Annotated in this window: 26 protein-coding genes, 1 tRNA gene and 1 riboswitch; of the genes, 21 read left to right on the top strand and 6 right to left on the bottom strand. The window is 40.1% G+C overall.

What is annotated here, in order from left to right; genetic code table 11:
- Positions 1-151 precede the first annotated feature (151 nt).
- Positions 152-499 carry a hypothetical protein gene (locus ABC357_RS09270; protein ID WP_412887224.1) on the top strand — a complete coding sequence of 116 codons (348 nt, stop codon included), beginning with the start codon at positions 152-154 and terminating at the stop codon, positions 497-499.
- Positions 500-556: 57 nt separating this feature from the next.
- Positions 557-1,528 (top strand): aromatic acid exporter family protein, encoded by a 972-nt coding sequence (locus tag ABC357_RS09265; RefSeq protein WP_412887223.1) that lies wholly within the window; start codon positions 557-559, stop codon positions 1,526-1,528.
- Positions 1,529-1,661: 133 nt separating this feature from the next.
- Here ABC357_RS09265 and ABC357_RS09260 read toward each other — a convergent pair whose 3' ends face one another.
- Both ABC357_RS09260 and ABC357_RS09255 read right to left on the bottom strand, forming a co-directional pair.
- A complete protein-coding gene (locus tag ABC357_RS09260; protein WP_412887222.1) occupies positions 1,662-2,015 on the bottom strand; it encodes a potassium channel family protein in 354 nt (117 codons plus the stop codon).
- Positions 2,016-2,049: 34 nt separating this feature from the next.
- Positions 2,050-2,955 (bottom strand): TetR/AcrR family transcriptional regulator, encoded by a 906-nt coding sequence (locus tag ABC357_RS09255; RefSeq protein WP_412887221.1) that lies wholly within the window; start codon positions 2,953-2,955, stop codon positions 2,050-2,052.
- A gap of 192 nt (positions 2,956-3,147) precedes the next feature.
- Here ABC357_RS09255 and ABC357_RS09250 point away from each other — a divergent pair, with 192 nt between their 5' ends.
- The 3 genes from ABC357_RS09250 (at position 3,148) to ABC357_RS09240 (ending at position 8,189) form a co-directional block, all read left to right on the top strand.
- Positions 3,148-4,635, top strand: a complete 1,488-nt coding sequence (locus ABC357_RS09250; RefSeq protein WP_412887220.1) for a DHA2 family efflux MFS transporter permease subunit — start codon at positions 3,148-3,150, stop codon at positions 4,633-4,635.
- A 507-nt stretch (positions 4,636-5,142) separates the two neighbouring features.
- A riboswitch (cobalamin riboswitch) is annotated at positions 5,143-5,287 on the top strand.
- A 125-nt stretch (positions 5,288-5,412) separates the two neighbouring features.
- Positions 5,413-7,719, top strand: a complete 2,307-nt coding sequence (gene metE / locus ABC357_RS09245) for a 5-methyltetrahydropteroyltriglutamate--homocysteine S-methyltransferase (RefSeq protein WP_412887219.1) — start codon at positions 5,413-5,415, stop codon at positions 7,717-7,719.
- On the top strand, positions 7,692-8,189 hold the full coding sequence (locus ABC357_RS09240) for an acyl-CoA thioesterase (protein WP_412887218.1): 498 nt from the start codon (positions 7,692-7,694) through the stop codon (positions 8,187-8,189). The genes metE and ABC357_RS09240 overlap by 28 nt, the downstream gene beginning before the upstream one ends.
- Positions 8,190-8,235: 46 nt before the next feature.
- Here ABC357_RS09240 and ABC357_RS09235 read toward each other — a convergent pair whose 3' ends face one another.
- On the bottom strand, positions 8,236-9,003 hold the full coding sequence (locus ABC357_RS09235) for a class I SAM-dependent methyltransferase (protein WP_412887217.1): 768 nt from the start codon (positions 9,001-9,003) through the stop codon (positions 8,236-8,238).
- A 278-nt stretch (positions 9,004-9,281) separates the two neighbouring features.
- Here ABC357_RS09235 and ABC357_RS09230 point away from each other — a divergent pair, with 278 nt between their 5' ends.
- The 4 genes from ABC357_RS09230 (at position 9,282) to ABC357_RS09215 (ending at position 12,701) form a co-directional block, all read left to right on the top strand.
- Positions 9,282-10,049 carry a DeoR/GlpR family DNA-binding transcription regulator gene (locus tag ABC357_RS09230; protein WP_412887216.1) on the top strand — a complete coding sequence of 256 codons (768 nt, stop codon included), beginning with the start codon at positions 9,282-9,284 and terminating at the stop codon, positions 10,047-10,049.
- Positions 10,050-10,070: 21 nt separating this feature from the next.
- On the top strand, positions 10,071-10,703 hold the full coding sequence (locus ABC357_RS09225) for an HAD family hydrolase (RefSeq protein ID WP_412887215.1): 633 nt from the start codon (positions 10,071-10,073) through the stop codon (positions 10,701-10,703).
- A gap of 287 nt (positions 10,704-10,990) precedes the next feature.
- Positions 10,991-11,953, top strand: coding sequence for a tyrosine recombinase XerC (locus ABC357_RS09220; protein WP_412887214.1), 963 nt, complete (start codon positions 10,991-10,993; stop codon positions 11,951-11,953).
- A gap of 139 nt (positions 11,954-12,092) precedes the next feature.
- On the top strand, positions 12,093-12,701 hold the full coding sequence (locus ABC357_RS09215; protein ID WP_412887213.1) for a DedA family protein: 609 nt from the start codon (positions 12,093-12,095) through the stop codon (positions 12,699-12,701).
- Positions 12,702-12,799: 98 nt separating this feature from the next.
- On the opposite strand, the gene ABC357_RS09210 is transcribed toward ABC357_RS09215, so the two are convergent.
- The gene (locus ABC357_RS09210; RefSeq protein WP_412887212.1) at positions 12,800-13,768 is read right to left on the bottom strand and encodes an ADP-ribosylglycohydrolase family protein; all 969 of its coding nucleotides are present in this window, start codon (positions 13,766-13,768) and stop codon (positions 12,800-12,802) included.
- 197 nt (positions 13,769-13,965) lie between these two features.
- On the opposite strand from ABC357_RS09210, the gene ABC357_RS09205 reads away from it, so the two are divergent.
- The 12 genes from ABC357_RS09205 (at position 13,966) to ABC357_RS09150 (ending at position 25,266) form a co-directional block, all read left to right on the top strand.
- Positions 13,966-14,037, top strand: a tRNA-Thr gene (locus ABC357_RS09205).
- 155 nt (positions 14,038-14,192) lie between these two features.
- Positions 14,193-15,182, top strand: coding sequence for a LacI family DNA-binding transcriptional regulator (locus ABC357_RS09200; protein ID WP_412888625.1), 990 nt, complete (start codon positions 14,193-14,195; stop codon positions 15,180-15,182).
- Between the two features lie 84 nt (positions 15,183-15,266).
- Positions 15,267-16,553, top strand: coding sequence for an ABC transporter substrate-binding protein (locus tag ABC357_RS09195; RefSeq protein WP_412887211.1), 1,287 nt, complete (start codon positions 15,267-15,269; stop codon positions 16,551-16,553).
- Positions 16,554-16,769: 216 nt separating this feature from the next.
- Positions 16,770-17,987: a carbohydrate ABC transporter permease gene (locus tag ABC357_RS09190; protein ID WP_412888624.1), complete on the top strand. Its 1,218-nt coding sequence runs from the start codon at positions 16,770-16,772 to the stop codon at positions 17,985-17,987.
- Between the two features lie 22 nt (positions 17,988-18,009).
- Positions 18,010-18,837, top strand: coding sequence for a carbohydrate ABC transporter permease (locus ABC357_RS09185; RefSeq protein ID WP_412887210.1), 828 nt, complete (start codon positions 18,010-18,012; stop codon positions 18,835-18,837).
- A 27-nt stretch (positions 18,838-18,864) separates the two neighbouring features.
- Positions 18,865-19,914 (top strand): Gfo/Idh/MocA family protein, encoded by a 1,050-nt coding sequence (locus ABC357_RS09180; RefSeq protein ID WP_412887209.1) that lies wholly within the window; start codon positions 18,865-18,867, stop codon positions 19,912-19,914.
- A complete protein-coding gene (locus ABC357_RS09175; RefSeq protein ID WP_412887208.1) occupies positions 19,911-20,972 on the top strand; it encodes a Gfo/Idh/MocA family protein in 1,062 nt (353 codons plus the stop codon). Before ABC357_RS09180 ends, ABC357_RS09175 begins: the two co-directional genes overlap by 4 nt.
- Positions 20,969-21,937 carry a sugar phosphate isomerase/epimerase family protein gene (locus tag ABC357_RS09170; protein WP_412887207.1) on the top strand — a complete coding sequence of 323 codons (969 nt, stop codon included), beginning with the start codon at positions 20,969-20,971 and terminating at the stop codon, positions 21,935-21,937. The genes ABC357_RS09175 and ABC357_RS09170 overlap by 4 nt, the downstream gene beginning before the upstream one ends.
- Before the next feature lie 175 nt (positions 21,938-22,112).
- Complete coding sequence (locus ABC357_RS09165) at positions 22,113-22,679, top strand: tyrosine-type recombinase/integrase (RefSeq protein WP_412887206.1); 567 nt, start codon at positions 22,113-22,115, stop codon at positions 22,677-22,679.
- 41 nt (positions 22,680-22,720) lie between these two features.
- Positions 22,721-23,224: a cation:proton antiporter regulatory subunit gene (locus ABC357_RS09160; RefSeq protein ID WP_412887205.1), complete on the top strand. Its 504-nt coding sequence runs from the start codon at positions 22,721-22,723 to the stop codon at positions 23,222-23,224.
- The gene (locus ABC357_RS09155) at positions 23,214-24,446 is read left to right on the top strand and encodes a cation:proton antiporter (RefSeq protein WP_412887204.1); all 1,233 of its coding nucleotides are present in this window, start codon (positions 23,214-23,216) and stop codon (positions 24,444-24,446) included. Before ABC357_RS09160 ends, ABC357_RS09155 begins: the two co-directional genes overlap by 11 nt.
- A gap of 184 nt (positions 24,447-24,630) precedes the next feature.
- The gene (locus ABC357_RS09150; protein ID WP_412887203.1) at positions 24,631-25,266 is read left to right on the top strand and encodes a DUF975 family protein; all 636 of its coding nucleotides are present in this window, start codon (positions 24,631-24,633) and stop codon (positions 25,264-25,266) included.
- A gap of 27 nt (positions 25,267-25,293) precedes the next feature.
- Here the strand turns inward: ABC357_RS09150 and ABC357_RS09145 are convergent, their stop codons facing one another.
- Together ABC357_RS09145 and ABC357_RS09140 are read right to left on the bottom strand one after the other, a co-directional pair.
- On the bottom strand, positions 25,294-25,443 hold the full coding sequence (locus ABC357_RS09145; protein WP_412887202.1) for a hypothetical protein: 150 nt from the start codon (positions 25,441-25,443) through the stop codon (positions 25,294-25,296).
- A 93-nt stretch (positions 25,444-25,536) separates the two neighbouring features.
- Positions 25,537-25,731, bottom strand: a complete 195-nt coding sequence (locus tag ABC357_RS09140; protein WP_412887201.1) for a hypothetical protein — start codon at positions 25,729-25,731, stop codon at positions 25,537-25,539.
- Between the last annotated feature and the right edge of the window lie 102 nt (positions 25,732-25,833).

The following is a 25,833-nucleotide window of genomic DNA, read 5'->3' as shown; positions in this document are numbered from 1 at the left end:
TATGCTTCACGGGTAGTAGTCATTATATAAAAATAGTATAATTATATTTCGCTACTTTATTAATAATCGATTTATTAGGGTTTTGTGAAATAATTGCTGTTTTTTATGTTATTTTAGACTAAAAAAATACATACTAAAAAGGGATGCTTAAATGAAAAAATCAACAGCTAAGAACAGTTTTATTTTGATAATGCCTGCAATCGTTATGATTGTTTTGACATTGTTATCCGATTACATGATCACGCATGGCAATTCTTCATGGGAAGGCTTCTATAATTTTAGTTTATTGGTTATTTTCCCATTGGCATTTGCAGTTCAAGGAATACTGACTTGTATAACAAAGACAGGCTTTTTGATGGGTACAGGATTAAGCCTGATTGTTTATGCTATTTTAAGTTTGATTTTCTTGGGGCCGGGTGCTTTGTTATATTTGGCGTTTTATGTCATTGCGTCGATCTTTGGTTATATGATGTTCTTCTTAATGGGAAAATTGAAGTAATTCGATGATTTCCTGTCATATGAAGTAGCGTTTAATATGATTGAAGGGAAGTATGGAATGTTTACGATCGGATCACGGACGATTAAAACAGCGATTGGAGCAATGGTTTCTCTTATTATTGCCCAATTGCTGCACTTGGATAATGCCAGCACTGCAGCGATCATTACGTTACTGAGTGTTCAAAGCACTAAAAAACAGTCAGTTGTGGTGGCTTTAAAGCGGTTCTCCGCAGGTATAGCCGGAATTGCGTTTGCGGCAGTATTATTTGAAGGAATGGCCTATACGCCTTTAGCTATTGGTTTGTTGCTGTTCCTGTATATCCCGATCATGGCTAAACTTAGCCTCCAGGATGGAATTGTTCCTGGTTTTGTCATCATCATGCAGGTGTATATGGAAAAGCAATTATCGGTTGGCTTTATTTTAAATGAAGTCTATATAATTGTGATCGGTATCGTCATAGCCCTGTTAGTCAATCTGTATATGCCGAGCACCGAAAATACACTTAAGCAGCTGGCAAAAGAAACAGAGGAGAACATGAAACTCTTGCTCATGCAATTATCCAGATTTATTCGGAAGAAAGAGCCCATTTGGAATGATGAATTTGAAATCAAAACATCCGAGTGTGTGAAAAATGGCTTATCGGTAGCAAAGAGGAATGTGGAAAATACGTTCACTAAAAAGGAGAACTATTACGATCGCTATTTCAAGATGCGTTCGCAACAAATCGATATTTTGCACAGGGCGATTCCAACTATTCTTCATTTGCCGACTACTTTCGAACAAAGCGATATGGTGGCAAATTTCCTTGAAGAGTTGAGTATTTCGATGTCCCAGGATAATCCTGCCGTGGAATTGCTGGAGAACCTCCAGAATCTAAAGGTGACATTTGCCGGAATGGATTTGCCAAAAACGAGGGAGGAGTTTGAAACAAGAGCAGCATTGCTGATCCTCATTAATGAAATAGAACGTTTCATCCGTTTGAAGACTGTGTTTTATGAAGAAGTTATCGTCAAAAATGGAGAACTGTAACGTGATAGTTGCCCTATTCCGATGAAATGGAATAGGGCTTTTATACTTACATGTTTCTTTTGTTTAAAAGATGGGTAAATATTGTGAAGGGATTAACAATATTCATTCATGGCTGTGAGGGTAAGAAGCAAATTTATTGTTTTTTTCGTTCATTCATTATAAACTCTTCTTCATGCTTGATGATGCTTTTGGTCAAAAAGCCGATGAAAGTGAATATTAGGCCGATTCCTACACTTACATATAGAATCGTGAAGGATTTTCCAAAAACAGTCTGCGGAGCAAGATGTGGATCTCCAACGGTAGTGATCGTCATGATGCTGAAGTAAAAAGCGTCAAAGTATGTCATTCCTTCAATCTCATGGTAAAAGAGCGTACCTGATAATAAAACCATGATCAGTGTATAGAACAACCTTCGAAAAGCTTTAAATTTCATAGAAGAAAAGAAAGATGTCAGAAACCGTTTCGCTGTTAGAATAAATGAAATCAATGGCTGCCAGCTCCTTCGATGTTGTAGTAAGGGATTAGTTGATCTGCGCCTTTTCATTCTTAAACTTCATATACATCTGTGTATATTGGAGCAGCTCCAATAAATGCAATGACAGTTCTGAAGGGAGGTCGCTTGATGAAGAAAGGATTCGTGTCACATTGACGATGACATGCAGTCTCGGTTCATCGTTTTTTAATTCTTTTTGAATAAATTGAAGCATTTCATTAATTTCTGTAGTTTCATTTTGCGCTTCTACTAAAACGGTATCTAGCAATCCATGGATTTTATCCAACATGTTTGAAGGGCACTCCAAGTACAGCGGACTTACTATTTCAATGGCGTTGGGAGGAAAAAGAATTCTTTTCTTTTCTAGCACCATCGGTATGGCGCACTCCAAATAGTAAAGATTGAATTCAATAAAATCTTCAATTGATTTGCTTTCCATAGAAATCATTTCTGATATGCGTATTTGATGGTGCAGGCTTCCCAAAAATGCCGTTGCGAAATCAAAGGCATGTCGCTTGATTTCTTCGCCGAACACATCAATAAAGCGTTGTGTCAGCCAGCTGACCTCAGTAATACGTTCATTTGATATGAATTCCTTTAAATCTTTGTTATTTTCCATTACTAAAGCTTCATACAAAGAAAAGACACGGTATTTTCGGAAAATAGTCATTTTAGTCGATATTTGCTTCATTAATAGATATTTATCCTTTTTGCTTCCGGATTTTGAAATGTGCTGGCGTTCGATGGAGATTTCATCGTTTACATGTTGAAGAATGGCTAATACGAGATCCTTCTTGCTGTGAAAGTAATTATAGAAAGTTCCTTTTGATATGCCAGAGGCATCAATTATGTCTTGTACAGAAATAGAGTAGTACCCTTTTTCGTTAAATAATTTCTGTGCACAGGTGATAATTATTTCCTGTCTATTTATCATAACTAGGCTCCTTTTTGGACTGGTAGTATAAAAATATAATAAGTGTTTAATTTATATATTTCAACTTTTATGAACGATACAAATTGATTGACAATTGGTGAAACTGTAGTAAAATTGCTAAATGTACTACACGTATAAAATATATACAACGGGTTTTACGGGAAACGAAATATTTGGAGAGGGTGATTAAAAATGAGTTATTCACATGAAAATCCGACTGATATTCATGGAAAACCATTTAATCGACCTCTATTAGTTGCAGTTATACTAGTAGGGGCTTTCGTAACGATCCTGAATCAGACGCTGCTGGCAACAGCATTGCCTATGATTATGAAGGATTTGGATATAACTGCATCTACCGGCCAATGGTTGACTACGGCCTTTATGCTCGTGAATGGGATCATGATCCCGCTGACTGCTTTATTGATTAATAAAATCAACTCGAAAACATTATTCCTGATCGCTATGATCCTATTTGCGATAGGTACTGTGTTTGCGGCTGTTGCAAATAGTTTTAGTGTCTTGTTGGTTGGCCGTATTATCCAGGCCATGGGCGCCGGCATCATGATGCCATTATTACAAACAATATTCTTAATGATCTTCCCGGTTGAAAGAAGGGGAGCGGCAATGGGAATGGTAGGTCTTGTAATTGCGTTTGCTCCTGCAATTGGGCCTACCCTTTCTGGTTGGATTGTAGATACATGGGATTATCACTACTTGTTCTACATTGTCTTGCCGATTGCGATCCTGGATATCATTTTTGCATTCTTTGCAATGAGAAATGTTGTTCCATTATCCAAACCAAAAATCGATTATTTATCCATTGTGTTATCTACAATCGGTTTTGGTGCTGTCCTATACGGCTTCAGCTCTGCAGGTAACGATGGCTGGGATGATACAATCGTCATCACTTCCCTAATTATTGGGGTACTTGGCATTATCGCCTTCGTATGGAGACAATTAACCATGAAAAACCCTATGCTCGAATTCAGAGTATTTAAGTCGCCAATTTATGCATTAACAACAGCTATCGGTGCTATTTTGAATATGGCAATGCTTGGAGCGAGTATCGTATTGCCGATCTATATCCAAAGCATCCACGGCAAGAGCGCATTGTATTCAGGTCTGGTTTTATTGCCTGGTGCCTTGTTAATGGGGATTATGGGGCCAATCACAGGTCGCGTATTTGATAAATTCGGAGCCCGCTGGCTATCCATTACTGGTTTAACCATATTGGTTGTGGCAACCGTTCCGTTTATGTTCCTTGGTTTGGATACAAGCATGGGTTGGATTACCTTTATTTATGCAGCACGATTCTTAGGTATTTCAATGGTTATGATGCCATTGACAACAGCAGGCATCAACTCGCTGCCTAATAAATTGATCAGTCATGGTACGGCTGTAAACAACACATTGCGTACAGTAGCCGGATCAATCGGTACAGCCATTCTAGTTACCATCATGACGAATGTAACGAAGTCTCATGAACCATCTGCTTCTTTGGCAGCTACAGACAAATTGGCTTATATGAAAAAAATGGCCGATGCTGCAATCGATGGAATCAATGGATCCTTCATCTTTACTTTTATCCTTTGCATCATTGCACTGCTGATGACTTTCTTCTTGAAAGACCGCAGAAAAGTAGTAGATGTTGAAAAAACAAAATCAGTATCTAAATAATAGTATAGATTGCAAAAATGATGCCAAAAGAACCCGGATGATAAACATCCGGGTTCTTTTTATAATGATGCCAAGTTAAACATGAGTTTTTGTTTTTTTTCTCTAAATGAAAGATTCAGACCCTCTGATTTTGAAGTATCCTTTTCTCTACTCCTGTTTCTGGATATTGTATCCTATTCTTCTCTAAATCAAGTTATATCAATCTAATAATCCAAACCGGAATTTTGTCCCATAAATATAATGCAGATGTGAAGAGTATCTGTAAGCTCTTACTCTAATGATTTATCCACCAGATGATGCAGAACATTCTTTCTGTTTATTAATAAACTGACCTTCCATGTTATTTTAACTGCACAATTTTGTTCATTTTTCATCTATATATCAACCGATTTAATTAACGCAGTTTTCCAATAGGGATTATAAAAATACATTGACTTCAAATTCTTTACATGGTATGATTTTCTAAATTTTTATAATATTTATTTAATTTAGATATTATATTTTTACATGTAAATAGTGGATATTGGTTTCTTAATCATTTTATTAAGATTAAAAGGGGAAGCCTGGTGAAATTCCAGCACGGTCCCGCCACTGTGAGGAAAGAGTTCCTTTCTTTCTGAGTCAGATTACCTTCCTTTATCGACAACGCTGCGGACCTACGGGTGATAGGGAGGTGTTAGAATTTCAATCAATTAGTTTATTTGATGTGCACTTCTAACCTTCACTACAAAGGGATAGAAGTGTTTTTTTATTGAATAAGAATGGGGATGGAAAAAGATGAAGAGCAGTAATTTAGGATATCCAAGAATTGGAGAACAACGTGAATGGAAAAAAAACCTCGAGGCATTCTGGGCAGGGAAGATCGACGAAGAAAGCTTTTTGGCGAATATGGATGAGATCAGACTGAAGGGGCTTATAAAACAAAAGGATGCTGGATTAGATATCATTCCGATCAATGATTTTACTTTTTATGATCATATGCTTGATTTATCGCATATGTTTAATCTGATCCCTGACCGCTATCAAGATATTCAAAGCAGATTGGATACCTATTTCTCAATGGCTAGAGGCAATGATTCTGCTGTTGCCAGTGAAATGACCAAATGGTTCAATACCAATTATCATTACATTATTCCTGAGTGGAATGGCGCTACTTTATCATTAGTGGAAAATAAACCGTTAGATGCTTATAAAAAGGCTAAGAAACTGGCTGGGATCGAAGGGAAACCAGTAATGGTTGGGCCTTATACATTTCTTTCTTTATCAAAAGGATATAACCACGATCAATTTGGACAGTTGTTGAATGATTTAGCAAAACTGTATGGTCAAGTGTTGGAAGAACTTGAACAAGAGGGTGTAAAATGGGTGCAAATAGATGAGCCGGCATTTGTGACACATCTGACAGAAGACCAAATAGAGCTAGTAGAGAACGTATATCACCAGTTGCACAACGCGGCACCATCGGTACGGATTATGCTGCAGACTTATTTTGATTCAGTGGAACACTATGAATCTGTTGTATCCTTGCCCGTTCAAGGGATAGGCCTTGATTTCGTACATGGCAAAAAGCGAAATCTCGAATGTTTGCAGCAATTTGGATTTCCGCAAGATAAAGTGTTGAGCGCCGGGATCATCGATGGACGAAATATATGGAAAAGTGATTTGACAGAAAAGAAAAAAGAGATCGATTACTTGCTGCAATTTGTTTCCAATGATCGCCTTTGGATTACACCTTCATGCAGCTTGTTGCATGTACCTGTCACTCTTACATATGAAACCAATATCGATCCTACGTTAAAGGGGGCATTGGCATTTGCAGATGAAAAACTGGGCGAAATAACAGGCTTAGTCCAATCGTTTTCGAATGGAGATGAACAGAGAAATACTCTTTTCGATCGTGCTTCAGAAGCTATTGCTGCATTGAATAATTCACCCTTCCGAAACCGACAGGATGTACAATCTGCCTTAGAGGCAATAAAAGAGGAAGATTTCCACCGGTCGCATCCTTACCAAGAACGAAAAATGATTCAAGGGGATTTTTGGAAGCTGCCATTATTTCCGACAACAACGATCGGCAGCTTTCCTCAAAGTCCTGATATCCGCCGTGCTAGACGGAAATTTAAAACAGGCATAATGAATGAAATAGAATACGAAACCTTTATCCAGTCACAAATTAAAAGATGGGTAGATATCCAGGAAAAAATGGATCTGGATGTGTTAGTGCATGGAGAATTTGAACGGAATGATATGGTAGAGTATTTCGGCGAAAAACTGGGAGGGTTTGCATTCAGCCAAAATGCTTGGGTGCAATCTTATGGCTCTCGCTGTGTGAAACCGCCGATCATCTATGGTGATATTGCATTCATTGAACCTATGACTGTTAAAGAAAGCGTATTTGCCCAGTCGTTGACGAAGAAACCGATGAAAGGCATGCTGACTGGCCCGGTGACCATTTTAAATTGGTCTTTCGTTAGAGATGACATTAGTAGAAAACAAGTGTGCTATCAAATCGCCTTAGCATTGAAGCAAGAAGTTGAATCGTTGGAAACACACAATATCCGGATGATTCAAGTCGATGAGCCGGCACTGAGAGAGGGTCTTCCGTTAAAAAAAGGAGATTGGAAGGAATATTTGGATTGGTCAGTCCGTGCTTTCTTGCTCACTACCGGATCGGTCCAACCAGCAACTCAAATACACACGCATATGTGTTATTGTGATTTTAATTCGTTTATGGATGTCATCAGTGCACTAGATGCAGATATCATTTCTATCGAAACATCACGAAGCCATGGAGACCTGCTTTTATCGAAGCAATTGCAGGGTTATGATAAAGGTATAGGTTTAGGTGTCTATGATATTCACAGTCCTCGAGTCCCTTCAGTTGAAGAAATAGTAGAAATTATTGTACAATATAAAAGAACAATCAAGAACGACCAAATTTGGATTAATCCTGACTGTGGATTAAAGACCAGAAAAGAGGAAGAAACGATTGCTTCCCTTACACATATGGTCGAAGCAACGAAGATTATACGGACTGAAAGGGATGTAAAAGAGTTATGTCAAAAGTTGAAACAGAAGAATTAGCACCAAAAAAAGTAAGTGAATCGAAAGCAAGATTAGTGGATCTAGTATTGCCTCCGGATACAAACCATCACGGAACCATTTTCGGCGGTAAAGTTATGGCATATGCTGATAAAATCGCCGTTATTTCCGCAATGCGCCATTGCCGCAAGCCTGTTGTTACTGTACGGAGTGATTCATTTGAATTCCATGCGCCTATTACTGCTGGAGAAGCGATTTGTATAGAAGCAAGTGTTGTTTGCGCACATAGAACATCAATGGAAGTCTTTGTTCAGATCCATTCTGAAAATTTGATTACTGGTGAAAAGAAAATGACATCACAAGCGCATTTAACGATGATTGCAGTGGATGAAAATAACAGACCATCACCGGTACCTCAAGTTATTCCTGAAACAGAAGAAGAAAAACAACACTATCGTTTTGCAATGGAACGCTATGAAGCCCGTAAAAAGCAAATTGCTGAAAATAAATAATGTCTGATCAAATGAAAGAGGCCCTGTCGTTACGACAGGGCCTTTTTCATTTGATTGCAATAAACCGCAGCCTCTGATAATCGGCAATCCATTTTCCATCATGGAAAAGGAGAGGCTCTAGCTTTACTTCCATTTCATGCAGGATGGTTTCCTTTAAATGATTGGGCAAAGAATCCGGAAATAAATGATCAGCGAACATAGTAACCCAGTTTCTTAACCCATCTTTTCCTTTTAGATGTGTTGGCCTTTGAAAATGGAGCATCTGCTTTACGTGAAAACCCTCTTGTTCCAAAAGAGAAGCATACTCGCCTATACTTGGGAAGTACCAAGGGAATTGCCTGTCATCATATTCAACACCATGCAGCAGTATTGCCTCCTTTAAAGCGGATGTTATGATGTGGACATTCCCTTTTCCTCCCATTTCAGCAACAAATCTTCCTCCAGGTTGTAAGCTTTCATAGATTTTCCTTATGACCTGTCGTTTATCCTTCATCCAATGCAAGGCAGCATTGGAAAAGACCGCATCAAATTCATCATGAAACGGGAGATTAGAAGCATCGCATTGCTGAAATGGCAAAGAGGGATATTTATGCTGGGCTTCTTCGATCATGGCGGCAGAATAATCGATTCCGATAATAGACTGGCAAGATCGGCTAATCGCCCATGTAAGGTCACCTGTGCCGCAGCCTACGTCCAGTATGTGTTCATTGTGGCGAGGCGTTAGCCACTCCATTACATCTTTCCCTAGATCAGAGACAAAGTGATGTTTTTCATCGTATAAAGAGGCGTTCCAATATCGTTTCTGTTGACTCATACAGAACCTCCAAACTGAATAGTACAGATTAATTGACAATATTATACATGTATTTATTTGAAAATTCAATAACTATGTATGCTTCAAATGTGAATGAAAATACTTTGTGTAAGCGCCAACATCAAAAAGATATTTTAGTATAATTTTTACGATGCTCTTTGATCAATCATACACTTACTGAGTATTGGATTAAGTGTTTTTGCGTATATTCACATAAATACTTAAATTTACTTGAAGTTTTGCTTATTTACACTTACAATAAGAATAGGTGATAAGACATGAATCAAGAAGAACGTATGTTAAAAATTTTGAACTACTTAGAAACACACACCTTTATGAATACTCAGGATATTTGTTCGCTATTCGGCGTATCAAGGGATACGGCAAGAAGGGACCAAGTGAAATTGGCTGAAAGGAACTTAGTGGCAAGGACGCACGGTGGAGTGACTCTTCCAGAAAGGCATCGATTAATTAATCCCTGTGATCATTTTGAAAGCCGTATGGAAGCGGAAAGTCTGAGTAAAAGAAGAATTGGCGGCCATGCGGCAAGTTTCGTGTCAGATGGTGATGTGGTTTTTTTAGATATTTCAACTACTGTCCACTCTATATCACAATCTCTTCAAGCAGAGGGAATTACAGCGGTGACCAATTCCATAGATACTGCTTATTATCTGGCCCAGAATAAACACATTTCCATACATATGCTCGGTGGTGTTCTTAACCATTCTACCCGCCATGTCAATGGATATGCAGCTTTTGAAAAACTGAGGGATTACCGTTTTGACATTGCTTTTCTAAGTTGCGCCTGTATACGGAAGGATGGCTTGTATTACGGGCATGAAGAAGACATCTACTTTAAGAGGGAATTAGTAAAGGTAGCTGACAAAATCATTTTGGTATTTGACCATACGAAAGTGGATGCACATGCGAACTTTCGGGCGTTCGATCTTACCCATATTAATACGGTCATTACAGACAGGCAGCTTCCAGAAAATATATCTTCTGAATTAGCAAAAAATAAGTGCACGGTGATCGATCATTTGTAAAGAGGAGAGGAGCTAACGATTATGTTAACTAGTATTATTTTTGATATTGACGGCACTATTATCGATAATGAAACGGCTATATTAAAATCACTGCAAGCGACTTTAAAAGAAGAAGGCATGGAATACGAATTGGCGGATTTGCGCTTTGCCTTGGGTATACCAGGTAAAGAATCGTTGCGGAAACTAAACATTCAAGATATTGATAATGTCCATGCAAAATGGAGTGAAAAAGAACGACAATTCACTCGACAGTCAGAAGTCTTTAAAGGTCTTGAAGGGGTTATTGCTGCAATTGCCCAATCGGATTTGAATATTGGAATCGTCACATCCAAGACCAGATATGATTATGACACACAATTTTCCAAGATGCCAGTTAGCAGCCATTTCGATATAGCGGTGGTAGTGGAAGATACAGCCCACCATAAGCCTCATCCGGAACCCTTGCTGTTATGTCTAGAAAAGCTGGGTGCTTCGGGGCAAGAAGCCATATATATCGGGGACAGCATTTATGATAATCAATGCGCTAAAAATGCAGGCGCCCAATTCGGTTTAGCATATTGGGGATCTAAAACAAAAGAAGGCTATCATCCGGATTTTGTCTTTAAAGAGCCTGGAGATATTTTGGATATGCTTAAGAAGTATAATTTACTATAAAAAAATTATGTAAACTAAATGCGAAAAGCCCTCTAAAAAGGGGCTTTTTTATTTTGCATTGAAAAGGGTAGATGCCCATCTATCTTTAATTCGTTTCGTCTGAGAGCGTTTCTCAAGCAACCTAATAAATGACATTTACATCAGATTGTACGATACAATCCAGATGGATAATTCCCTTAAAATGGATAAAAATTAGCTAGATTGTAAATAACGTCGCAAAATAACAATTTGGCGACGTTTTATGCTACAATTTAAGGAGAATTTAAGCCTTTAAGGGGAGAATATACATGGATGTGAAGATGCCTAAATTGCTAAAAGATTTTTTGATCTATTTGACGACGATTAAAGGAAAATCTCCAAGGACAAGACGTGAATACCAATATGACCTTATTTTATTTTTTCGGTACTTTTGCGCCACTCAAAATGAGGACATACTGGATATAACAACGGATATAGTGGAAGTTACGCCGATACATACAATGACAGCAGATCTTTTAAAGGAAGTGACATTGGAGGATTGTTACGCTTTTCTTGAATATTGTGAAACCGTCCGAGGGAATAGCGCGCATAGCCGTGCGAGAAAAGTAGCTTCTATCCGTTCTTTCTTTAAATACGTTACCGGAAAAAGGCGCCTATTGGACATCAATCCAGCTGAGGAGCTTGAAAGCCCGCAAATTGGGAAAAGGACCCCCATCTATATGAATTTAGAGGAAACACATACCTTTATGGGAGGCATCAAAAGTGGGAAGCATTATTACCGCGATTTTTGTATGGTCACTTTTTTACTTAATATGGGGCTTCGTGTATCGGAGCTATGCCAATTGAATCTTCAATCCATCCAAGGAGATGCCATCCATATTATCGGGAAAGGGAATAAAGAACGGACCATCTTTCTTAATAAGGCATGCAGGCAGGCGTTGGACCAATATATCCAGAATGAGAGAGAAGCACTCAAGGGTACAGAAGATGAAAAGGCTCTTTTCCTTTCGCAAAAAAAGACAAGAATATCGAGAAGGAATGTGGAGAGGATTGTTGCATCTATCAATGACCGTTCTGGGTTAGGAAAAGAGAAGCTGACACCGCATAAACTGCGGCATACATCGGCTACACTCCTTTACAGAAATGGTGCGGATATCCGGAGCCTGCAGTATATTTTAGGGCATGCAAGCGTATCGACTACGCAAATTTATACACATGTTGAAGATCGAGAAATACGCCATGTCCTTGAGAATAACCCACTCAATAATTAATTAACCATAATTACATTATGCAAACTAATCTTGAAATCATTTTGATATTGTCGAAAAAAATGGTATTGTGGTAGTAAGAGCATCGAATCAGAAAACGAACATTTTCAGTTTATTTATGTTAAAGGGAAGTGCTGCTATATTGAGCTTAAACGTACAATATTTGATCGAACATTTTGCCTATTTCGGAATTGTTATTGCATTGGTCGGCGGGATCATCGGATTGCCTATACCTGATGAAATCCTATTAACTTATGTAGGGTATACTATTTATCAGGGGCATCTCTTGCTCTTGCCGGCATTGCTTGTTGCTGTTTTTGCTGCGATGTGCGGTATTTCCCTCAGTTATTTTTTAGGGCGGAAGCTTGGTTTGCCCTTTATTAAAAAATTCGGTCCCACATTTCATATTACGGAAAAGAGGCTACACCTTTCTGGCAGGCTTTTTTCAAAATTGGGATCCTATTTCATATTTCTCGGTTTTTTTATACCTGGAGTGCGGCATGTAACCGCCTATTTAGCGGCTATCCATGGGTATTCTTTCAGGAAGTTTTCACTGTTTGCTTTTTCTGGTGCAGCAGTCTGGGCAACTACTTTTATCATTTTAGGAAATGTGTTCGGCGATCAATGGAGTATAGTTGAAAGCTATTTTATTAAATATAGCGCCTTTTTCATACCCGCATGTATAACAGCTCTTGTGATAGCAGTGTTGGTGTTTTACCGTAAAAAAACAGTATTGAAACAAAATATGTAAGAAATAGCTGGAGATAGAATTATCCGAATGAATACAAGAGATCGAGAGCAAGTTGCCTCGATCTCTTATTTCGTATGGACATAGACGATGCAGGAAGGCTAAATTAGTTGATACTTGTTTTGTTCGCATCGGTGATAGAGAGCGGCGGCAACTTCCAATATTTCGTCTTTTCTAGGGATCGTGGACAGCCAATCTTCTGGAATCTGCGAGCCTCCGTATAGAATTCCGGCCAAACCGCCTGTTAGTGCCGCGATTGTATCGGTATCTTCTCCCAATTCTACAGCCGCTATCAATGCTTCACGAAAGGAGCCAGTAGTCAAAAGGCACCAGAAACAAGCTTCCAAAGTATCCACCACATAGGCGCTGCTCTTGATTTCTTTCTGTGTGCATGAAGATAAATCTGTATGTAAAATCCGTTCAAAATAAGGCAATTCAGCTTTATAATCTGTGTGTTCATAATAATCCAATATATGTCCTCTCATCGTAGCCAATGCCTCTGTCATGGTGGAACCTTCCCATAATGCCTTCACGAGTTCACTATAAATGGAGCAGGCTATGATCGACCTTGGATGGGCGTGGGTAATGGCTGAAACTTCTCCTACCATGCGAAGTCTTTCTTCTAAGGGGAAAGAATCCACAAAAAAAGCAACAGGCAAAATCCTCATCAACGATGCGTTGCCATTGCTGAAGGGGTGCATCTCACCAGCGTCTAGAAGAGTCTGGTCATATTTTAACTTGGATAAAACTTTATAGGTAGTATGGCTAATGAAAAAAGGACGCTTTTTATTATGTGTCCATTTTCCTTCGTAGAACCAGTCTAAAAATGACTGTGTAATTATGTCAGCATGATAGCCATCGCATAGGCATTCAGCGGTGCACATGGTCATAGACGTATCATCGGACCAAGTTCCTGGAGGCTGGTTATGAGTTCCGAAGCCTTCCATCTTCTGAACTGGACCAAATTGGCCTCTTTGTTTAAATTCAAAAGGCAGTCCTAACGCATCCCCTATACAATAGCCCAAAAAAGAAGATGTTAGCGCTTCCATCCTTTGTCTGCTTTTATCCAACAGAATCATCCTTTCCATGAGTATACTTTATTTTCTCACATTTATTCTGCCTTTTAAAAGGAGCTTTATGGCAACTGTTCTTAATTTAGGCAATTCACTTAAAATAGTTAACATTTAGTGAATGAATAAGCGGATCTCTTTACAAGGCTTAAGAAACAGGAGTAAAATATACTTGTCATTAAGACAACTAAATACTTGCTGAAATAGCTCAGTGGTAGAGCAATCGCCTCGTAAGCGATAGGTCGACAGTTCAAATCTGTCTTTCAGCATCATGTAAAAAGGCCCATTCATTGGGTCTTTTTACATTTTTCAGAAAATTTAACTAAAAATGTTGTAATCGCTTTCAAAAACGCATATACTTCAGTTAATCCATGTTGTGAAATCGATTTCATGATTTCGTTCGACTTTTAAAGGAGGGGATGTTCTGGCAACGCTAGCCGATGTCGCTAAATTGACCGGGCTTTCAAGAGCCACCATTTCTCGTGTCATCAATAACCATCCTTATGTATCGGAAGAAAAGAAAAAAGCTGTCCAAGAAGCCATTCGGAAATTGAATTATGTACCGAATGCATCCGCACAAAAACTTCGCAATCAAAAAACCTACACAATTGCCGTACTTGTCCCAAAGCTGACAAATCCATTCTTCGCCTATTTATTGGAGGGAATCGATAAAATCGCTACGGAAAACGGATACTTCATTCTTACATGCCATACTCAATATGATAAACAAAAAGAAATGACATACATGAACTATCTCAAATCAAAACAAGTGGATGGAATCATCCTGACCTCATTTGAAAACGAATGGAGCAAACTGTCTCCCTACCATGCATATGGCCCGTTGGTGCTATGCAATGAATATCAATTCCAGGAACAAGTTCCGTTAGTCAGGCTCAATCAGTTCGAGGGGGCATATATCGGAACGCGCCACCTTATTGAAAACGGGCATAGAAAGATTGGGTATTGCTCAGGCGACCAGCCAACGCCGCTAACGAGAGACAGATACAATGGCTATGCCTACGCTTTACAGGAAGCCGGCATCATGATGGATATCGCATACACATTCCAAGGAATCTTGGATTTGAATGATGGGAAAAAGGTTTTCCATTTAGGCAGAGCAATGGCAGAACCTCCGACAGCTTATTTTACCGGCAGCGACCAAGTTGCCGCTGGGATCATCCTTGAAGCAAAACAACATGGAATTGGTGTTCCCGAACATTTGAGTGTAGTCGGTTTTGATGATCAACAGATTGCTTCCGTGGTAGAGCCTGCTTTAACAACCATCCGCCAGCCTTCTGAATTAATTGGGATGACAGCAATGAAGACCATGTTGAAAGCACTGGATCAAAAACTTGAAAAAGAAGATATGGATATACAGCTTCCATTGGAATTCATCATAAGAAAATCAACCTGACCTACAATGCATAAGCATGACCGATTGGCCGTCCGGCTTTGTAAGCCGGAAATGCTTTCAAAAAACGGTAAAGGGGATTTTACAATGAAGAAAAGAATCATATTAACTGGCGCTTTGGCATTTTCTCTCATGCTGGGAGCCTGCAGTTCGAAGGAAAGTGAAACCGTAGATAAGGCAGACAACAAAGACAAGAAGGTCACTATTGTGTATTCCCGCGGGAAAGATGTAACGAAAGGAACAGAAGAGACGGTTAAAGCGTTTGAGAAAGCACACCCAAATATAAAAGTGAAATTTAAGGAGATGCCAGCCGATACTGGACAACAGCATGATGCGTATGTGACCGCGTTCAACGCCAAATCGTCCGAAATTGATGTGATCGATATGGATGTCATATGGCCCGCTGAATTTGCCCAGGCCGGCTATGTTCTGCCATTGGACCGGTTTATTGAGAAGGACGGCATCGATTTAAACGAATACAATAAGGGAGCACTTTCGGCATCGCAATTTAATGGCAAGCAATGGGCGTTGCCAAAGTTTATTGATGCGGGATTATTATTCTATCGGAAAGATTTAATCAAAGAGGACGAAGTGCCTAAAACATGGGATGACTTGATCAAAATGGCCAAAGCCACAAAAGGCCAGGGCGGAACCAAATTTGGTTATGCCATGCAAGCCAAACAATATGAAGGGCTTGTTTGTAACGCAATTGAATTCATTGCTTCATATGGGGGAAAAGTCATTGATGAAAATGGCAATGTGGTCGTAGATTCCCCGCAAACGATTAAAGGGCTGAAAAAACTTGTTGAAATAGCTAAGTCTGACTTTGTTCCGCAAAACGTAACTGTGTTTGCTGAAACAGAAACTGACCAGGCATATATTGAAGGCCAAGCAGCTTTCGTCCGTAACTGGCCATATGAATTCGCAAGCGCGAATGATAAGGAAAAATCAAAGATTGTCGACAAGGTAGGAGTCGCTCCACTTCCTGCGGGTGATAGCGGTTCTGCAGCTGCATTGGGAGGCTGGCAGGCAGGAATCAATAAAAATTCCAAACATCCTAAAGAAGCATGGGAATTCCTGAAATTCATGGCTGGTGAAGAAGGCCAAAAATTGGGCGCTATTTATGGGGGAAATGCACCAGCTATCACAAAACTTTATGAGGATTCAGATGTATTGAAGGCTAACCCGACATTTGCGGATAAAGGGTTTGTCGAGGGGTTGAATGTGGCAGTATCTAGACCTGTCGCCCCTAATTATCCAGAAATCTCAGAAATCATTCAAATCCAGATTTCTAAAGCCATCGCTGGTGAACAGACGGTTGAACAGGCTGTAAAGAACATGCAGCAGGAAATCGAAGCCAAACTAGTTAAATAAACGCATATTTGATTAGCCTTCATAAGAATATTGAAGGCTAATCCTTTTCTAAAAGGATTCTCATAACCGATTTTTAGAATGGGAGGGTTGAAGATGGATCAACACCCTAAAATTGATCGTGGTGCACCTGCGGATGCCCAGAAGTCATATGGCACAAAAAAGAAGAAGAAAAAAGAGAAGGATTGGTTTTCTGGATATGTGTTAGTCGCCCCGGCAATGATCCTTATTTTGGCGATTGCCATTTGGCCTGTATTGCAATCCTTTTATTTCAGCTTGTTTGATCTCAGGCTGAATGATCCAATCCGTTCCGAAACCCATACGGGCTATAGCATTGATCTGGAGAGATATTTAAACAACTACCCCTTTCTCATAAATGCGCTTGAGAAAGAAAATAAGGACTCGGATGAATTGGCAGGCATAAAAGAAAAATTGCAAAACATTAATCAGACACTGTTAGACACAAAAGGGCTGAAGCAGAATTATGACAAAGTGAATGATCTTCTTGATAACTTTGAGAATGTAGATAGTTCTGTCAGCATTGTTGAATTAAATAAAAAAGATGCGTTAGCCATCCGGAAGCAATTAAGCTCCATTTCTGCTCAGATGAAAGCGATGGCTACTAATCAGCAACTCTCAAAAGAAAGCAAGCTGCCGGGGCTTTCAGACGGTTTGGAAGACAGCGTAATAAAACCGAATTATATCGGGTTAAAGCATTATAAAGATCAATTTACGGACTTAAGGATGTGGAAGGCTTTATCCAATACGGCCATTTTCACGGTCATTTCTGTAGGAATCGAATTACTGATTGGATTGGCGATCGCTTTGTTAATAAACAAGGCGTTTGTGGGCAGAGGTTTGATCCGTGCGTCTATTTTGATCCCATGGGCGATACCGACTGCCGTTTCGGCACTTATGTGGAAGTTTTTATATGATGGCCAAAACGGAATCATTGCAAAGATTTTTGAAAGTGTCGGCCTGGTTGACAATATGGCCATGCTGTTGACAACGAATGTCGGCGCTTTTTTCTCCGTTATTTTTACAGATGTTTGGAAGACAACGCCCTATATGGCCCTATTAATATTGGCAGGGCTGCAAACCATACCATCTTCCTTATATGAGGCCGCTTCAATTGACGGAGCCAGCAAGTGGAAGCAGTTCAAATCGATTACATTGCCATTGTTGAAATCGAGCATAATGGTGGCGCTTCTGTTCAGGACATTGGACGCTTTCAGAGTTTTTGACCTGATATATGTTCTTACAGGGGGCGGACCGGCCAATTCGACCGAAACGATATCTGTTCTAGCCTATAAATATATGTTTTCCCAAACGAATTTTGGGGTCGGATCAGCTCTTTCTGTAATTGTATTCCTTTGTGTCGCATTGATTTCCATGATTTATATTAAAATCCTGGGAAAAGATTTATTGAATGAATGATAGCGAAAGAGGTGACTAACAAATGCAAAGGAAAGCAGGACTGCCCTTTTATATCTTTCTCATCGTTTTTGTCTTTCTTGTCATGTTTCCTTTTCTTTGGATGCTAGCCAGCTCCATAAAGCCGGCAACCGAACTATTTGGCGAGGATGCTTTTAATCCGTTTACATCCCATCCAACCATTGAAAACTACGTATCCGTTTTTACAAATTCACCATTTCTTCGGTATTTATGGAATAGTTTTGTTGTTTCATCCATTACAACCATTTATACGGTGACTGTAGCTTCTTTTGCCGCTTATGCAGTCGCCAGGCTTCAATTTAAAGGGAAAACGGTTATATTAGGCATCGTTCTGTCTGTTACGATGTTTCCGCAGATTGCCGTCATATCGCCCATTTATATATTCTTGAAGAATATCGGGCTAACAAACTCTTATCTTGGGTTAATCATCCCATACACTACGATTACCCTGCCGCTATCTATTTGGCTCCTGGTCACTTTTTTCAGAAAGATACCCAATGATCTTGAAGAAGCGGCCAAAATGGACGGGGCCACGCTCATGCAGACATATTGGAGAGTAATATTCCCTCTGGCGCTTCCAGGTATATTCACGACTGCGATACTGGTCTTTATTGCAGCCTGGAATGAATTTCTGTTCGCCTTGACCATCAATACAGATGATAAATATAAAACAGTCCCGATCGGTATCTCGATGTTTCAGGGACAATATACAATCCAATGGGGGGAAATAGCAGCGGCGACCGTCATTGTAACCATACCGCTTGTGGTTTTGGTGTTATTGTTCCAGCGGAGGATTGTTTCCGGACTAACTTCAGGTTCAGTAAAAGAATAAAACAATTAGTGTGAAGGACGTGAGTGCATGAAGAAATTGAATGTCGGTATCATCGGATGCGGAAGTATTGCCAAACACCGCCATTTGCCCGAGTACAATGCCAATCCTGCTGTCCATATAGCCGCTGTATGCGACATCAATGAAGAGAGGGCAATGGAGATGGCAACCAAGTATCAGGCAACACCCTTTAAGGACTACCAATCATTGATCAGCAACTCTGACATCGAAGCAGTATCAGTATGTACGCCCAACTATCTGCATGCACCAATTGCAATCGCAGCATTACAGTCAGGAAAGCATGTTCTTTGTGAAAAACCGATTGCCACTTCTGAAGAAGATGCGCTGCGAATGATCGAGGCAGCCAGGCATTCAGGCAAAAAGCTGATGATCGGCCATAACCAGCGCTTTGTTAAATCGCATACGTTGGGAAAAGAAATAATTGAATCAGGGAAGCTTGGAGCCATCCACAGCTTCCGGACTACATTCGGGCATGGAGGGCCCGAGAGCTGGAGTGCCGATGGAGAAAACAGTTGGTTTTTTTCAAAAGAAAAAGCCCATCTAGGTTCTTTAGGGGACCTCGGCATTCATAAAGCTGATTTGATCCGCTTTTTATTGAATGAAGAAATAACGGAAGCAGCTGCTTTTGTTGAAACAATCGCTAAAACGAATTGCACCGTCGATGATAATGCCGTATGCATCGTTAAAACGGAAAGTGGCATTATCGGAACGTTATCATCCAGCTGGTCTTACACGGGCGCTGAAGATAACTCGACCATTCTTTACGGAGAGAATGCAACCATGCGTTTGGAGGATGACCCGCAGGATTCGTTGATCATCCAATATAAAAATGGTGACACAGAAAGACACCAGCTTGGGGGAATCCAAACGAACGAAGGAAATGGACAGCACTCATCAGGTGTAATCGACCGGTTTGTTACGAGCGTCTTGGAGGATACAGCGGTGCCTGTTTCCGCAGAAGAAGGGATGAAATCCTTACAGGTTATACTTGCGGCTTTGAGAGCGAACGAACAAAAAAGCTACACTGTTCTGAATAAGGAAGGAATAACGCGGATATGACAGAAAAACTAAAGGTCGGAATCATCGGAGCCGGCGGCATTGCGCTCAGCCGCCACCTTCCTTCTTTGGCTGCATTGGGGGAGTTGGCGGAAATGGCCGGTGTATGCGACTTGAACAAGGATAAGGCAGAGGCAGCGGCTAAGTCATTCCAGATTCCTTTCATGACGGATAATTACCATGCTTTATTCGAAAAAGTAGACGCGGTGGTCATTTCGACGCCAAACAAGTTCCATGCAGAACTGACCATTGCCGCTTTACAAGCCGGATTGCATGTATTGTGTGAAAAACCGATGGCATTAAACGAATTAGAGTGTGAGCGGATGTTAGACGCTGCACAAAAAGCAAAGAAAACACTGGCAATCGGTTATCATTACCGCTTTATGAAGGAAGCGCAAGGGGCCAAGAAATTAATGGACCGCGGAATTGTCGGAAATCCTCTTGTAGTCAGGGTCCAAGCACTTCGGAGAAGAATGATGCCCAATTGGGGTGTGTTTACCAGCAAAGAGTTACAGGGAGGAGGCAGCTTAATGGATTATGGCTGCCACTTGTTGGACCTTGCTATGTGGCTTACAGGCTATCAGGAACCGATTGAAGTAAGCGGAAGAGCCTACAATGCGTTAGGCAAAGCAAAGGATCAAGTCAACCAATGGGGTCCATTCGACCACTCAACCTTCGAAGTAGACGATCATGTGACAGCGTACATTACATTTAAAAACGGATTATCATTGCTGTTGGAAACGTCTTGGCTCAATAATATATCGGAAGAAGTGATTGAAACAGTCAGTATCTCGGGAGACCGAGGAGGGTTGTCGGTCTTTCCGTTAACGACCAATTATACTCAAGATGGAATGATGTTCAACAATCAGGCTGTCTGGATACCAGGCCAAGAAGAAGCTGGATTAGCCCAAATGAGAAATTTTCTGCGGAACTGCCACGGCATGGAGCCTCTCCTTGTCCAGCCATATGAAGCTTTATATGTCACCGGTTTGATCGAAAAAATTTACAAAAGCAGTGAATGGCAACGTACGGTTACTATAGGAAAGGATGATAAGGAATGAAACTAGGGGTTTTTACCGTCCTATTCGAGGGACGATCTTTTACGGAAATGCTTGATTATGTTCGGGATTCAGGTGTAAAAGCGATTGAAATTGGAACTGGGAATTATCCTGGCAATACGTTTTGTGATGTGGATTTGTTGTTAGGCAATGAGGAGGAACGCTGCCGGTATCGTGAAGCTATTTCTTCAAGAAATCTTGTGATCAGTGCGTTTAGTTGTCACGGAAATCCATTATCTCCGAATCGTGAATTCGCAGAACGTTCACATGCCGTTTTTAAGAAAACCGTGGATTTGGCGCAAATGATGGACGTGCCAGTCGTTAACTGTTTTTCCGGTACTCCCGGAGACCATGAGGAGGCGAAATTCCCGAATTGGCCGGTTATCCCTTGGCCTAACGAATACAGGGAAATCTTAACGTGGCAATGGGAAGAAAAGCTTGTCCCTTATTGGAAAGAATGGGGGGAATATGCAAAAGACCGCGGTGTGAAAATCGGATTGGAATTGCATGGCGGCTTTTTGGTGCACACGCCCTATACGTTGCTCAAACTACGTGAAATGACATGCGATGCCATAGGAGCCAATTTGGATCCCAGCCATTTGTGGTGGCAGGGAATCGATCCGGTTGCAGCCATCAACATCCTAGGTAAAGAGCAGGCAATCCATCATTTTCATGCGAAAGATACATATATCGATCAAGAACAGGTCAATATGTATGGATTAACCGATATGCAGCCTTACGAAAATATCCAAACGAGGGCATGGACATTCCGTTCGGTCGGCTGTGGCCATGATATGAAAGAATGGTCCGATATGATGGGCGCTTTAAGAAAGGTAGGATATGACTATGTTGTTTCTATTGAACACGAAGACCCGTTGATGTCAGTAGAAGAAGGATTTCAACGAGCCGTTCGAAATCTCCAATCGGTCATTATTGAAGAGAAACCATCGCAAATGTGGTGGGCCTGATCAGTTGTACACGCTTTTTCTGCATAGGCAGGAAAAGCGTTTTTTTTCATTTTTAGAAATCAGCCCATTCAGCGGATCTATTTATCTGAAAGATAAGAAAGTTTAAGCAAAATACTTTTATGTTACATAATATATTGATATAATTGTGTTAAGTAACATTAAGAAGGAGATTCATATGGAATACGTTGTAGCTTTACGGAAGATTGAAGAAATTGAAGCAATGAAAAAACAATTGCTGGCACATTCGGCTCGGGACCATTTATTATTTGTATTCGGTATCAATACAGGGATGAAATTGTCAGAGATGCTCCCTTTAAAGAAAAAGGATGTCTATCTTGGAGATAACCAGATTGTTACCTTTTTAACGATCTATGCCGAGCGGGGCGAGGAATACAGGGACGTTTTTATGAATGATAAAGTAAAGGCATACCTGTTGGATTATCTGAAAAGCAGTGGATTGCACGATGAGGATTATTTATTCTTCTCGCCAAAAACGAAAAAGCCGATCAGCAGGCAACAAGCTTACCGGGTGATCCATGATGCCGCCTTACACACGGGTCTTTCTGAAAAAATAGGCACTCATACGATGAGAAAGACGTTCGGCTATCATGCCTACAAACAAGGTGTAGCCATTTCATTGCTTCAAAAAATCTTTCACCATAGTACGAAAGGTGAAACATTGAAATACATCGGGATATCAAAAGAGGAATCCATTCAAACCGAAATTGATGTTCACTTATAATGCTGCCTTCTTTTTGTTACAAAGAATAAGGGAGGAATAGGATGAATATTTGGGAAAGTGAGCTACCGGGGATCGGCAGGAAATTTGAAATACGGACAAAAGAAAATGAAAAGCTTGTCATCGTCATTCACGATGATGGAAGACGGGAAATGTATCACTTCGCCGATGATGTGGAGGAAAGTGTATCCAGCATTTCCATGTCGAATGAAGAATCGAGGAAGATTGCAGCTATCTTAGGAGGCATGGCTTACGAGCCAAAAGCGATTGAACGGATTGAAATGGCCTTTGAAGGATTGATGATCGAATGGTTCAAGGTTGAGTCGGACGCCCCCATCATCGGAAAAACAATAGGCGATTTAGATGTACGTTCTTCCTATTCAGTAAACATTGTTGCCGTCCTTAAAAACAACAAGAAAAAAATGAACACTCCAGGACCGGATTCATTGCTGGGATGCGGCGATACATTAGTGATTGCCGGCGAGAGGCCTGAAGTGAAAAAATTCATCAATGAGCTACTGAGGACGGTGACTCATAATGACGAATGATTTAATATTGCAAGTAGGAACCGGCTTATTATTGGTTGCTATCGCGGCATTGATAGCCGGAAAGTTAAAGTTTACGATTATCCCCTTTTTAATCATCATCGGTATGTTGGTTGGACCCCATGCACCTGAGCTAGGTGTCATCGATTTACGCTTTATTGATAGCTTTGAAGTTATCGAATTTCTTGGACGAATAGGTGTGTTATTCCTATTATTCTATCTCGGTCTGGAATTCTCCATCAAAAAACTTGAAAAATCAGGAAAAAATATTGTGGTTGGCGGGAGCATCTACATTGCCATTAATTTTACCCTAGGTTTATTGTACAGTTGGGCCACTGGCTTTTCATTCCTAGAAATGCTGGTGATTGCAGGGATCATCACGGTTTCTTCCAGCGCCATTGTTGCCAAAGTCCTAGTTGATCTAAGAAGGACGTCAAATAAGGAAACAGAGCTTATTCTGGGCATTATCATGTTCGAAGATGTATTCCTTGCTGTCTATCTGTCTATCGTCTCAAGCCTGTTATTGGGAGACTCCACATCGTTATTGGGCATATTAAGCTCCATCGCGATATCGCTAGGTTATATATTATTGTTTTTCGTTCTTGCCAGAAAAGCAACTCCGCTTATCAATAAACTATTGAATATAACTTCGAATGAGATTTTTATCATTGTTGTTTTTGCAGCCTTATTTTTTGTCGCCGGTATTTCCGAAACGATCCACGTTGCAGAAGCAATCGGAGCCTTGTTGCTTGGGCTTGTCTTTTCAGAAAGTGACCAAAGTGATCGAATTGAACAATTAGTTGTGCCTTTCCGGGATTTCTTTGGAGCGTTGTTTTTCTTTAGCTTCGGATTAAGCATAGATCCCTTTTCCTTATCGGGAGCGATATGGTTGGCTTTAGGAGCAGTAGTGCTGACCATTATCGGCAATTTTACGGCCGGTTTGATTGCTGGGAAAAGAGCGGACTTATCGTTCAAGGCGAGCACGAACATCGGTCTGACAATCGTCTCAAGAGGCGAGTTTTCGATTGTATTAGCGAATCTTGCCATAGCAGGTAAACTATCGGAAGCGATCCAGCCGTTTGCGGCGCTATATGTATTAATTTTAGCTATCCTCGGCCCTTATTTAACAAAAGAATCAAAGAATATCTCCTCTTTTCTACAGAAGGCTAAGGAGAGCATCCAATCTAAGAAAAAAGAGACTGATTCTGAAAACACTTCAGTATAAGGATGGATAGTATTTGCCTGCTTTTTTGTTAAAAGACTTGTGGTTGATAAGTTTTTTGTCGAAAAAGCAGGTTTTTTATACAGGTATCTAGAATGAAGTAGGACAAGAAAAAGATATATCTTGAATTGGATGGCATAACATACGTATATATAAGAAGTTGTTTTATATAGAAAGGGGCAAACAAATGAGTATTCAGTATTCACAATTGAAACGGTCCGGAAGGAATAGTTTGAAAGGAAAGTGGGGGCTGGCTATTGGTGTAATCTTGATTATCGGTATTCTTTCAGTGGCGGTAAGTTATATCCCAAGAGTAGGTTTTCTGTTGAGTATCCTTCTTTTTCCGATGACGGTCGCAACAACGTGGTTTTTTCTTGGATTAGCAAGGAACGAAAATCCAACTGTGGAAGTCATATTCTCCGGGTATGAAAAAGGAGCATTCATCCGGACCCTCGGGACGCAGTTACTTATGAACATCTACTTAGTTTTATGGGCATTATTATTGTTGATTCCAGCCATTATCAAAGGTTTTTCCTATATGTTGACCAATTATATCTTAAAAGACTATCCCCATCTGCAATATAATTCAGCCATCAAGCTCAGCAGAAGGATGATGGATGGGTATAAAGGGCAAGCGTTTATCTTGCAGTTATCATTTATCGGCTGGGCGATCCTTTGCCTTTTCACTCTTGGGATCGGTTTTCTGTTCTTATCTCCATACGTAAGTACAACAAATGCGCATTTGTATGAGGACTTGAAGAGGAGATATGTGGAGGCACATCCGGATGACCCATTATTAAATGAACTCAAAACGATTCAGTAACAAAAATAGCATCCCTGAATAGGGATGCTATTTTTGTTTGGCTTCTATATCCTCTTCGCGGACAGCAGAAGCGGACATGCTTTTTGTCATTTGTGTGTAGAACGTTTTGCCGATATACAGGATAAATGCCAAAAAGAGGGCAGCCAAGAAAAGGTAAATGACATTTTGTGCATGCATAATGGGTCACTCCAAATTCGGTTATACCTATATTTTACAGGAATTGCAGTTTGTTTAAATGTGTAAAAATTGACAAAAACAAAACATTTCGCGTTATAGGTCCCCTTTAGTATCCATCTGACTAAGCAGCCTTTCCAATTTTTCATTTATTTGCTTTAATTGCTGATTCTGTTCATTTCGAAGCCTCAAATTCTCTTTCAGAAAAGATACTCCTTTTTTGATCCCTATTATTATCGCAGCAATAATTGCTAGAATGATTGCTAGATTTATTAAACTTACAAATACCATAATTGCTCATTTCCTCCTTTATTTTCCGCAATAATTATAACAAACTATTTCTACTAACAACAATAAAGGTTTGATATTGGGCAGAAAGGTTATAAAACATGT

Source organism: Bacillus kalamii, assembly GCF_047238185.1.
GTDB lineage: Bacteria > Bacillota > Bacilli > Bacillales > DSM-1321 > Bacillus_AD.
This window is presented reverse-complemented; position numbering and strand designations above follow the sequence as displayed.

Bases quoted from the DNA above. Each gene is read 5' to 3' on its own strand.
- ABC357_RS09270 (WP_412887224.1), top strand. From the start codon at position 152: ATGAAAAAATCAACAGCTAAGAACAGTTTTATTTTGATAATGCCTGCA.
- ABC357_RS09265 (WP_412887223.1), top strand. From the start codon at position 557: ATGTTTACGATCGGATCACGGACGATTAAAACAGCGATTGGAGCAATG.
- ABC357_RS09255 (WP_412887221.1), bottom strand. From the start codon at position 2,955: ATGATAAATAGACAGGAAATAATTATCACCTGTGCACAGAAATTATTT.
- ABC357_RS09250 (WP_412887220.1), top strand. From the start codon at position 3,148: ATGAGTTATTCACATGAAAATCCGACTGATATTCATGGAAAACCATTT.
- metE (WP_412887219.1), top strand. From the start codon at position 5,413: ATGAAGAGCAGTAATTTAGGATATCCAAGAATTGGAGAACAACGTGAA.
- ABC357_RS09240 (WP_412887218.1), top strand. From the start codon at position 7,692: ATGTCAAAAGTTGAAACAGAAGAATTAGCACCAAAAAAAGTAAGTGAA.
- ABC357_RS09235 (WP_412887217.1), bottom strand. From the start codon at position 9,003: ATGAGTCAACAGAAACGATATTGGAACGCCTCTTTATACGATGAAAAA.
- ABC357_RS09230 (WP_412887216.1), top strand. From the start codon at position 9,282: ATGAATCAAGAAGAACGTATGTTAAAAATTTTGAACTACTTAGAAACA.
- ABC357_RS09225 (WP_412887215.1), top strand. From the start codon at position 10,071: ATGTTAACTAGTATTATTTTTGATATTGACGGCACTATTATCGATAAT.
- ABC357_RS09220 (WP_412887214.1), top strand. From the start codon at position 10,991: ATGGATGTGAAGATGCCTAAATTGCTAAAAGATTTTTTGATCTATTTG.
- ABC357_RS09195 (WP_412887211.1), top strand. From the start codon at position 15,267: ATGAAGAAAAGAATCATATTAACTGGCGCTTTGGCATTTTCTCTCATG.
- ABC357_RS09190 (WP_412888624.1), top strand. From the start codon at position 16,770: ATGATCCTTATTTTGGCGATTGCCATTTGGCCTGTATTGCAATCCTTT.
- ABC357_RS09185 (WP_412887210.1), top strand. From the start codon at position 18,010: ATGCAAAGGAAAGCAGGACTGCCCTTTTATATCTTTCTCATCGTTTTT.
- ABC357_RS09180 (WP_412887209.1), top strand. From the start codon at position 18,865: ATGAAGAAATTGAATGTCGGTATCATCGGATGCGGAAGTATTGCCAAA.
- ABC357_RS09175 (WP_412887208.1), top strand. From the start codon at position 19,911: ATGACAGAAAAACTAAAGGTCGGAATCATCGGAGCCGGCGGCATTGCG.
- ABC357_RS09170 (WP_412887207.1), top strand. From the start codon at position 20,969: ATGAAACTAGGGGTTTTTACCGTCCTATTCGAGGGACGATCTTTTACG.
- ABC357_RS09165 (WP_412887206.1), top strand. From the start codon at position 22,113: ATGGAATACGTTGTAGCTTTACGGAAGATTGAAGAAATTGAAGCAATG.
- ABC357_RS09160 (WP_412887205.1), top strand. From the start codon at position 22,721: ATGAATATTTGGGAAAGTGAGCTACCGGGGATCGGCAGGAAATTTGAA.
- ABC357_RS09155 (WP_412887204.1), top strand. From the start codon at position 23,214: ATGACGAATGATTTAATATTGCAAGTAGGAACCGGCTTATTATTGGTT.
- ABC357_RS09150 (WP_412887203.1), top strand. From the start codon at position 24,631: ATGAGTATTCAGTATTCACAATTGAAACGGTCCGGAAGGAATAGTTTG.
- ABC357_RS09145 (WP_412887202.1), bottom strand. From the start codon at position 25,443: ATGCATGCACAAAATGTCATTTACCTTTTCTTGGCTGCCCTCTTTTTG.
- ABC357_RS09140 (WP_412887201.1), bottom strand. From the start codon at position 25,731: ATGGTATTTGTAAGTTTAATAAATCTAGCAATCATTCTAGCAATTATT.